Annotated in this window: 2 protein-coding genes; both read left to right on the forward strand. The window is 69.7% G+C overall.

Annotated elements, in window-relative coordinates; genetic code table 11:
* Positions 1 to 4,630, forward strand: a 4,630-nt coding sequence (locus tag ABZ079_RS36610; protein WP_356943762.1) for an amino acid adenylation domain-containing protein, incomplete at its 5' end; no start/stop codon positions are given.
* A gap of 51 nt (positions 4,631 to 4,681) precedes the next feature.
* Positions 4,682 to 7,050: condensation domain-containing protein (locus tag ABZ079_RS36615; RefSeq protein WP_356943763.1), on the forward strand; the 2,369-nt coding region annotated here is incomplete at its 3' end.

The raw sequence follows: 7,050 nt of genomic DNA on the forward strand, positions 1-7,050 counted from the left end.
CGTCCTGCCCGCCCCCGGCCCCGACGGCCCCGCCCACCTCCTCCTCGAAGACCTCCACGACCTGGACCACCCGCACGCCCCAGACAGCGCGTCACCGCAGGCCACGGCCCCCCTCCCGGCCGACCCCGCCTACGTCATCTACACCTCGGGCTCCACCGGACGCCCCAAGGGCGTCGTCGTCACCCACGCCAACCTCGCCAACCTCCTCACCGCCATCCACCACCGACTCCCCCTCACCCCCACCGACCGATGGCTGGCCCTGGCCACCGTGGCCTTCGACATGTCCCCGCTGGAGCTGTTCGGGCCGATCACCCAGGGCGCACGGGTGGTCATCGCCCCTGCGGAGGAGGCCAAGGACCCCGCCGCACTGGCCCGCATGATCACCTCCAACGGCATCACCGTCATGCAGGCAACCCCCACCACCTGGCAGATGCTCACCGCCCACGCCCCCCACGCCCTCGACGGCCTGCGCAAACTCACCGGCGGCGAAGCCCTGCCCCCCGCCCTCGCCCACCAGCTCCGCACGGCCGACGGCAGCGCGCTCAACCTCTACGGACCGACCGAGGCGACCATCTGGGCCACGGCGACCCGCCTCGCGGCGGACGACGACGGCATCTCGATCGGCACCCCCCTCGCCAACGTGCGTGTGTATGTGCTGGATGAGGGTTTGGATGTGGTGCCTGTTGGTGTGGTGGGTGAGTTGTACATCGCGGGTGAGGGTGTTGCTCGTGGGTATGTGGGCCGGCCGGATTTGACGGCGGGTCGGTTCGTGGCGGATGTGTTCGGTCCTGCGGGTGCGCGGATGTATCGCACGGGTGATGTGGTGCGGTGGCGTGCTGATGGGGAGTTGGAGTATCTGGGTCGTTCGGATGACCAGGTGAAGGTGCGTGGTTTCCGGATCGAGCTGGGTGAGATCGAGTCGGTGTTGGTGGGGCATGGGTCGGTGGCTCATGCGGCGGTGGTGGTGCGTGAGGACCGGCCGGGGGACCGGCGGCTGGTGGCGTATGTGGTGCCGGCTGTGGGTGTGGCGGGTTCGGGTGTGGTGGGTGGGTTGCGTGCTCTGGTGCGGCGTGTGCTGCCGGAGTACATGGTGCCGGCGGCGTTTGTGGTGCTGGATGTGCTGCCGTTGACGGCGAACGGGAAGCTGGACCGTCGTGGGCTTCCGGTGCCGGATTACGGGGTGGAGGGTGCGGGTCGTGGTCCGCGGGATGTGCGGGAGGAGGTGTTGTGTTCGCTGTTCGCGGATGTGCTGGGGGTGGAGCGGGTCGGGATTGATGACAGTTTCTTCGATCTGGGCGGGCATTCTCTGCTGGCGACGCGGCTGGCGAGCCGGGTGCGGTCGGTGTTGGGCTGGGAGTTGCATCTGCGGGCGTTGTTCGACACGCCGACGGTTGCGGGTCTGGTTCAGGGGATGGACGGGGTGGATGGTGTGCGTCCGCCGGTGACGGCTGTGGGGGCTCAGGGGTCGGGGCTGGTGCCGGTGTCGTTCGCGCAGCGTCGGCTGTGGTTCCTGGGTCGGCTGGGCACGCTCGGCTCTGCTTACAACATTCCCCTGACCGTCCGCCTGACGGGGGCGCTGGACGAGGCGGCTCTGCGCGCGGCGGTGGGTGATGTGGCCGACCGGCATGAGGTGTTGCGGACGCTGATCGTCGAGGAGGCGGGTGAGCCGTTCCAGGAGGTCCGCCCGCCTGGGCAGGCCGTGCCGTTCGAGAGCGTCGCCTGCTCGCAGGACGAGCTGGCCGACAGGCTCGCGGAGGCCGGCCGTCACGTGTTCGACCTCGCGGTGGAGTTCCCGCTGCGGGTGACGCTCTTTCGTCTCGCGGACGACGCGTGGGTGCTGCTGGTGCTGACCCATCACATCGCCTCGGACGGCTGGTCCGCGACGCCGTTCCTGAGGGACCTCGGGCAGGCATACACCTCACGCGTGAATGCTGGTGCCGCGCCGGTGTGGGAGGAGCTGCCGGTCCAGTACGCCGACTACACCCTCTGGCAGCAGAACCTCCTCGGCGATCCCGCCGACCATGAGTCCTTGTTCGCGCGGCAGCTGGAGTATTGGAAGCAGGCTCTGGCCGGGGCTCCGGAGGAGCTGGTCCTTCCTGTCGACCGGCCGCGGCCGGTGGAGCCCTCGCATCATGGTGAACTCGCCGCGTTCGAGGTCGACGCGGGCACGCACGCGCGTCTCGCCGGGCTGGCACGGTCGACGAGCACGAGCATGTTCATGGTCTTCCAGGCCGCGATCGCCGCCACCCTGACCCGGCTCGGGGCCGGCAATGACATCCCTATCGGGATCCCGATCGCGGGGCGGACCGACGACGCCCTGGAGGACCTCGTCGGGTTCTTCGTCAACACCCTGGTCCTGCGCACGGATACCTCGGGTGATCCCTCGTTCCGGGATCTGCTGGCCCGGGTCCGGGACACCGATCTTGCGGCTTACGCGCATCAGGACCTGCCGTTCGAGTCCCTGGTCGAGGCGGTCAATCCGCAGCGGAGTCTGGCCCGGCATCCCCTGTTCCAGGTGACGCTGGCCTACCACAACACCAGCCAGGCCCGCCTGACCCTGCCCGGCCTGACCGCACACACCCTCCCGCCCACCACCGAAACCGCCAAAACCGACCTCACCTTCAACATCCTCGAACGGGACTTCAAGGCAGGTGACGAAGCCCTCCGAGGCGCCCTGCAGTACGCGACGGACCTGTTCGACCGGGCGACGGCCGAACGCATCACCGCCGCGCTCACCCGGCTGCTCACCGCAGCCGCCGAAGCACCCGACGCACCCCTGCACACCCTGGAGATCCTCTCGGACCAGGAACGCCGGCAGCTCCTGGGGGAGGGGGCTGCCTCGGACCGCGGATCGAACACGGACGTCCTGCCCGCTCTGTTCGAGGGGCAGGTGGCCGGTCGTGGGGATGCGGTGGCGGTGACGTGTGGGGGGGTGTCTCTGTCGTACGGGGAGTTGAACGCGCGGGCGAATCGTCTGGCGCATCATCTGATCGCCCGGGGGGCGGGTGCGGAGCGGACGGTGGCGTTGATGCTGCCGCGTTCGGTGGACATGGTGGTGGCGATCCTGGGTGTGCTGAAGTCGGGGGCGGCGTATCTGCCGGTCGATCCGGAGTATCCGGCGGAGCGGATCGCGTACATGTTGGAGGACGCGAGGCCGTTGCTGACGTTGGATGCGTTGCCGGACCTGGAGGGGTTCCCGGACACGGATCCCGGTGTGCGGATCGATCCGGAGCACCCCGCGTACACGATCTACACCTCGGGGTCCACGGGCCGCCCCAAGGGCGTCATCGTCACCCACCGGAACGTATGCCGACTGTTCGCGGTCGCGCAGGAGCACTTCTCGTTCGGACCGGACGACGTGTGGACGCTGTTCCACTCCTACGCCTTCGACTTCTCCGTCTGGGAGATCTGGGGCGCACTCCTCCACGGCGGCCGCCTGGTCGTCGTACCCCAGCTCATCAGCCGGTCACCCGCGAGCTTCCTCGAACTCCTCGTCGGCGAGGGCGTGACGGTCCTCAACCAGACGCCCTCCGCGTTCCTGCAGCTCACCCAGGCGGCCCGTGAGAACCGCGCCCTCGCGGACGCGCTCGTGCTGCGCCACGTCGTGTTCGGAGGCGAGAAGCTCGAACTTCCCTCGCTGGCGGACTGGTACGAGATCCGGCCCACGGACACTCCGCTCCTCGTCAACATGTACGGAATCACCGAGACGACCGTCCACGTCAGTCATCTGCCGCTGGCCGAGGAGATGACCCGCGCCGGGGGCGGCAGCCTCATCGGACGGCCCCTCGGCGATCTGCGCGCCTACGTGCTCGACGATCTGCTGTGCCCGGTTCCGGTCGGCGTGGCCGGCGAACTGTACGTCGCGGGAGCCGGCCTGGCCCGTGGCTACCGGGACCGCGCGGCCCTCACCGCCACACGGTTCGTCGCCGACGCGTTCGCCCCGGGCGGCGGCCGCATGTACCGGACGGGCGACGTGGTGCGCTGGACCGCCGACGGCGGCCTGGAGTTCGTCGGCCGTGCCGACGACCAGGTCAAGGTACGAGGATTCCGGATTGAGCTCGGTGAGATCGAGGCCGCGATCGGCAGTGACCCTGACGTCGTCCACTGCGCGGTGATCGTGCGGGAGGACCGCCCCGGCGACCAGCGGATCGTCGCTTACGTCGTTCCCCGCGAAGGCCGCGAGGCGGATCCGGCCGGGCTGCGCCGTCGGCTCCGGAAGACGCTGCCCGACCACATGGTGCCCTCGGCGGTCGTCCCCGTGGTCCGGCTGCCGCTGACGGCCAACGGGAAGCTCGACCGCAAGGCGCTTCCGGTGCCGGACCAGGCACCTGCCGCGATCGGCGGCCGGGGCCCGCGCACCCCGCACGAAGAGGTCCTGTGTGACCTGTTCGCCGAGGTGCTGGGTCTGGAGGAGATCGGCATCGACGACGACTTCTTCGACCTCGGCGGTCACTCGATCCTGGCCACCCGTCTGGTCAGCCGGGTCCGCAACCGGCTCGGCGTCGAGCTGCCCATCCGCGCGATGTTCGACACCCCCACCGTGGCCGGCATCGCCTCGCACATCGCCCAGCCGCAGGCACCCAGGCGGCCCGCCCTGACTGCGCGGCGCCGTCCCAGCGCAGCCCGTTGACGGCTCCTCGGCGCGGCTCTTCCCCTCTCACGTGATCCCTGTGGAGTTCTGATGATCCCTCTCTCGTTTGCGCAGCGTCGGCTGTGGTTCCTGGGCCGCTTCGGTGCGGCGGGCTCGGCCTACAACATGCCGTCCGTGATCCGCCTGACCGGCACCTTGGACGTGGCTTCCCTCAAGGCGGCGGTCGGTGATGTGACCGACCGGCACGAGGTGCTGCGGACGCTGATCGTCGAGGAGGAGTGTGAGCCGTTCCAGGACGTCCGCCCGGCCGGGCAGGCCGTGCCGTTCGAGACGGTCCCCTGCACGCAGGACAAACTGGCCGGCGAGGTGGCGGAGGCCTGCCGGTACGTGTTCGACCTCGCGGTGGAGCTGCCGCTGCGGGTGACGCTCTTCCGGGTCGGGGAGAGCGAGTGGGTGCTGCTGGTGCTGATGCACCACATCGCCTCAGACGGCTGGTCCACGGGGCCGTTCCTGAGGGACCTCGGACAGGCGTACGCCTCGCGCGTGAACGGCGGTTCCGCCCCGGAGTGGGAGGAGCTGCCGGTCCAGTACGCCGACTACACCCTCTGGCAGCGCGACCTGCTCGGCGACCCCGCCGACCCGGAGTCCCTGTTCGCGCAGCAGCTGGAGTACTGGAAGGACAAGCTGGCCGGCGTGCCCGAGGAACTGGCACTGCCGCTGGACCGGCCGCGGCAAGCGGAGCCGTCCCACGACGGAGCGCTCACCGTGTTCGAGGTGGACGCGGACACGCACGGGCGCCTGGTGGCGCTGACGCGGTCGACGAACACGAGCATGTTCATGGTCTTCCAGGCCGCGATCGCCGCGACCCTGACGAGGCTGGGCGCGGGCGCCGACATTCCGATCGGCATCCCCATCGCGGGACGCACCGACGACGCCTTGGAGGACCTCGTCGGGTTCTTCGTCAACACCCTGGTCCTGCGCACGGATACCTCGGGTGATCCCTCGTTCCGGGATCTGCTGGCCCGGGTCCGGGACACCGATCTTGCGGCTTACGCGCATCAGGACCTGCCGTTCGAGTCCCTGGTCGAGGCCGTCAACCCGCAGCGCACTCTCGCCCGCCACCCCCTCTTCCAGGTCATGCTCGCGTACCACAACAATGCACGGGCCACCCTGGAACTGCCGGGCCTGGAACTCGAAGCCGTACCGGGCACCGAGGCGGCGGCCCTCTTCGACCTGGCGTTCAACATCGCCGAGTCCCATGACGAGGGCTCCGAGCCGGCGGGCATCAGCGGCGGCCTCCTGTACGCGACGGACCTGTTCGACCGGGCGACGGCCGAGCGGATCACGACGTACCTCACCCGGCTCCTCACCACAGCCGTCGAACACCCCGACCTCCCCCTCCACGCCTTGGAGATCCTGTCGGCCGACGAACGCGCCAAGCTCGCCGAGATCGGCACGGGCCCCACCACGCCGGACGCTGAGCCCCGGCTCCTGCTCCCCGCTCTGTTCGAGGGGCAGGCGGCCGGTCGTGGGGATGCGGTGGCGGTGACGTGTGAGGGGGTGTCTCTGTCGTACGGGGAGTTGAACGCGCGGGCGAATCGTCTGGCGCATCATCTGATCGCCCGGGGGGCGGGTGCGGAGCGGACGGTGGCGTTGATGCTGCCGCGTTCGGTGGACATGGTGGTGGCGCTCCTGGGTGTGCTGAAGTCGGGGGCGGCGTATCTGCCGGTCGATCCGGAGTATCCGGCGGAGCGGATCGCGTACATGTTGGAGGACGCGAGGCCGTTGCTGACGTTGGATGCGTTGCCGGACCTGGAGGGGTTCCCGGACACGGATCCCGGTGTGCGGATCGATCCGGAGCACCCCGCGTACACGATCTACACCTCGGGGTCCACGGGCCGCCCCAAGGGCGTCATCGTCACCCACAAGGGAATCCCGAACCTCGTCTCCAGCAAGATCAAGGGCTTTGGCGTCAGCCCGGGAGACAGGATGCTCCAGTTCGCGTCCCTCGGCTTCGACGCGGCGTTCATGGAGATCAGCGTCTCGCTGCTGGCGGGCGCCACGCTGGTGCTCGCCCCGACGGAGAAGCTGCACGACGGGGAGGCGCTCACGGAGCTCCTCACGCGCGAACGCGTCACGCACGCCCTGATCCCGCCGGCCCTGCTGCCCGCCCTCACGCCCGAGCGGATGCCCGACTTCACCCTCATCGTGGCGGGCGACGCGTGCTCCGCGGACACGGTGGCGACGTGGTCCCGCGGACGGCGCATGATCAACGCCTACGGGCCGAGTGAATACACCGTGTGCGTGTCGATGAGCTCTCCGCTCGAAGGCGCGGGCAAGCCGCCCATTGGGGTTCCGGTGGGGAATACGCGGGTGTATGTGCTGGACGGGTCGTTGTCGGTGGTCCCGGTGGGTGTGGCGGGTGAGTTGTATGTGGCGGGTGCGGGTCTGGCCCGGGG

It is taken from the genome of Streptomyces sp. NPDC006314, from assembly GCF_040613075.1.
In the GTDB taxonomy this organism is placed as follows: Bacteria; Actinomycetota; Actinomycetes; order Streptomycetales; family Streptomycetaceae; genus Streptomyces.